The sequence below is a fragment of the Actinoplanes sp. NPDC048791 genome (assembly GCF_040650095.1).
GTDB lineage: Bacteria > Actinomycetota > Actinomycetes > Mycobacteriales > Micromonosporaceae > Actinoplanes.
Genome location: NZ_JBEZGQ010001123.1, coordinates 1 through 2,538, shown reverse-complemented (window position 1 = coordinate 2,538; position 2,538 = coordinate 1). Strand labels below are relative to the sequence as shown.

At 70.1% G+C, this 2,538-nt stretch carries 4 protein-coding genes; 3 read left to right on the top strand and 1 reads right to left on the bottom strand.

What is annotated here, in order from left to right; genetic code table 11:
• Together AB0C29_RS43110 and AB0C29_RS43105 are read left to right on the top strand one after the other, a co-directional pair.
• Positions 1–547: CAP domain-containing protein (locus AB0C29_RS43110; protein ID WP_360833398.1), on the top strand; the 547-nt coding region annotated here is incomplete at its 5' end.
• Positions 548–682: 135 nt separating this feature from the next.
• Entirely contained in the window at positions 683–1,438 is a 756-nt protein-coding gene (locus tag AB0C29_RS43105) for a L,D-transpeptidase family protein (protein WP_360833396.1), read from the top strand.
• A 70-nt stretch (positions 1,439–1,508) separates the two neighbouring features.
• On the opposite strand, the gene AB0C29_RS43100 is transcribed toward AB0C29_RS43105, so the two are convergent.
• Complete coding sequence (locus AB0C29_RS43100; protein ID WP_360833394.1) at positions 1,509–1,697, bottom strand: hypothetical protein; 189 nt, start codon at positions 1,695–1,697, stop codon at positions 1,509–1,511.
• A gap of 279 nt (positions 1,698–1,976) precedes the next feature.
• Here AB0C29_RS43100 and AB0C29_RS43095 point away from each other — a divergent pair.
• The coding region (locus AB0C29_RS43095) for a biotin/lipoyl-binding protein (RefSeq protein ID WP_360833392.1) at positions 1,977–2,538 on the top strand (562 nt) is incomplete at its 3' end.

The following is a 2,538-nucleotide window of genomic DNA, read 5'->3' as shown; positions in this document are numbered from 1 at the left end:
TGCCGGCGCCCCGGCGGCGACCAAGCCCGATGTCAAGGCCGACGACCGGTCCGACGAGAAGCCGGCGGCCGACAAGCCCGCCCGCGGTGGCAAGCCGAACGCCTTCTCGGCCGCCCAGCGGGACGTGACGACCAGCCAGGCCCTCTCCACCGACCCCGGCGGCAGCGTCCAGCAGCAGGCGTTGACGCTGGTCAATGAGAACCGGCGGCGTGGCGGCTGCGACAAGCTGACCGTCGACCGGCGGCTGATCGTGGCGGCGAACCGGCACGCCTCCGAGATGGCGCGGCGCGGCTACTTCGCGCACGAGGACTCGCGTGGGCAGCGGGCCGGTGACCGGGTCGAGGACGCCGGCTACCAGTGGTCGCGCTACGGCGAGAACATCGCCCGCGGCCAGGACAGCGTCGCCGAGGTCGTCGACGGCTGGATGAAGAGCCCCGAGCACCGCGAGAACATCATGGACTGTGGTCTGCGCGAGGTGGGCGTCGGGCTGGCCTTCAGTGCCGACCGTACGCCGTACTGGGTCCAGGACTTCGCGACCCCGCAGTGACCGTGAGAAAGCGCTGAGCGACGACCCCTGTGTTTGACGTCCCGGATTGATGCCACAGTCGGTCGGCGGACCTTCCCAGGTGCACGGATGTGCTTCGATGTGCGGACACATCTCCTGGGGAGGACGATTTTGGGAGTGCAGCGGGTTTCCGCACGCCTCGCGACCGCCGTGCTGGCGGTGGCGGTCGGCGGTGGGCTCGGCGCTGTGGTGCTGTCCCCGGGCGCGGCCGGCGCCGCGACCCGGACGGTGAGCGCCACACCGATTACCGCCGTCGTCGTCACGAAGGCCGCCGCGGCTTCGTGCTCGACGGGCAAGTACCAGAAGCAGGTCGAGGGTTACCTCAAGAAGATCGGCGGCTACGGCACGGTCTCGGTCGACGGCAAGCAGTCGGCCAAGGACTGCGCCGCGATCAAGAAGTTCCAGGTCCGCTTCGGCATCAAGCCGGCCGCGGGCCTGGCCGGGCCGACGACGTACGGAGTGGCCAAGCGGCTCGCCGCCACGAAGACGTCGAAGTGCAAGGCCAAGAAGTCGGGCTACACGTTCTGCGTGGACCTGACGAACCAGACGACCTGGGTGATGAAGAACGGCAAGGTCTACGCCAAGCCGACGGTCACCCGGACCGGCATGAAGGGGTACCGCACGCCGTCGGGCTCCTTCAAGATCAACAAGCGCACCAAGAAGGAATGGTCCGACCCGTACGAGGTGTGGCTGCCGTACTGGCAGCGCTTCATCGGCGGCCGGGGCTTCCACCAGACGACCACGTACATCCACGATGCGTGGCGGGGCTCGCACGGCTGCGTCAACCTGCTGCCGGCGGACGCCAAGAAGTACTACAAGATCGGCAAGATCGGCATGACGGTCAAGGTCATCGGCCGTCGGTCGGGCACCTGATCAGGTAGGCGAGCACAGAGACGGCCCGCCGGCATGAGCCGGTGGGCCGTCTTTCTTTTCCGGTACGGAGTCAGGCCGCGAGCTCTTGGTGGCTCGTCCGGGCGTGCGTGGTGAGCACGTCGTGACCGGGGAAAGCCTTCTCGTCGCCGGTCGCGGTGAACACCCGCAGGCCCTGCCGGGTCAGCGTGTACGTGACGTCGGTGAAGTGGCTCACCGTGTCGTCGTGGTGCACGATCGTCAGTTCGTCGGCGCGCAGCATGGTCCCGTCCTTCGCGTACGCAGATGGGGCACGTGACCTGGATTACGGTTGCCGTGCGGCCCCCGGTTCAATCCGTCGGCCGATTGTGCCTTCCGGCAGGCCCATTGACCAGGCCTGTCACCAAGCCTGCCGCCTCGCGTCGACCTGCGCAGTCGCCCACAGGTCGGCCGTCGGGCGGATTACCGACACCCACCTGGTATCAAATCGTTCCGACCGATATAGATCAGCTGTCCGATCGGCCCGGGTTTTTCGTCGGTGCCCCGGCATAGAGTGGCGCTCGTGTCCCGCCCCCACCGCCGCGCCCGCACCCTGCTGGTCGCGTTCGTCCTGCTGCCACCCCTGACCGCGGCCTCCTGCGGCGACGAGCCGTCCGGCCTCACGGTCGGCGCCGCTGCGATGGGCACGGTCGCCGAGATCGTCGAAGCCTCCGGCTCGGTGACCGCCCGCGCCGCCGCCACGGTCACCTCACCGGCCGAGGGCACCCTCGCCGAGCTGCGCTTCGACGCCGGTGACCAGGTCCGCAAGGGCCAGGTGGTCGCCGTGGTCGACTCACCCGCCGCCGAGCGCCGCCTGGAGCAGGCCGCCCGGGCCCTCGACGCGGCCTCCTCGGGCGGCGTGCCGTCCACCGGGGGCACCGCGGCATTCACCGCCGCCCAGCACCGCACCGACCAGCGCGCCGACAAGGCGTTCACCGACGCCCGCAAGGCCGCCGACAAGGTCACCGACGCCGAGCTCAAGACCGCCCTGCTGGCCCAGGTGAAGGCCGCCCAGCAGCAATACGAGGCCGCCTCGGACGCGGCCGGCGCGGCCCTGCGCTCGGTGCAGCGCGGCGTCGCCGGCC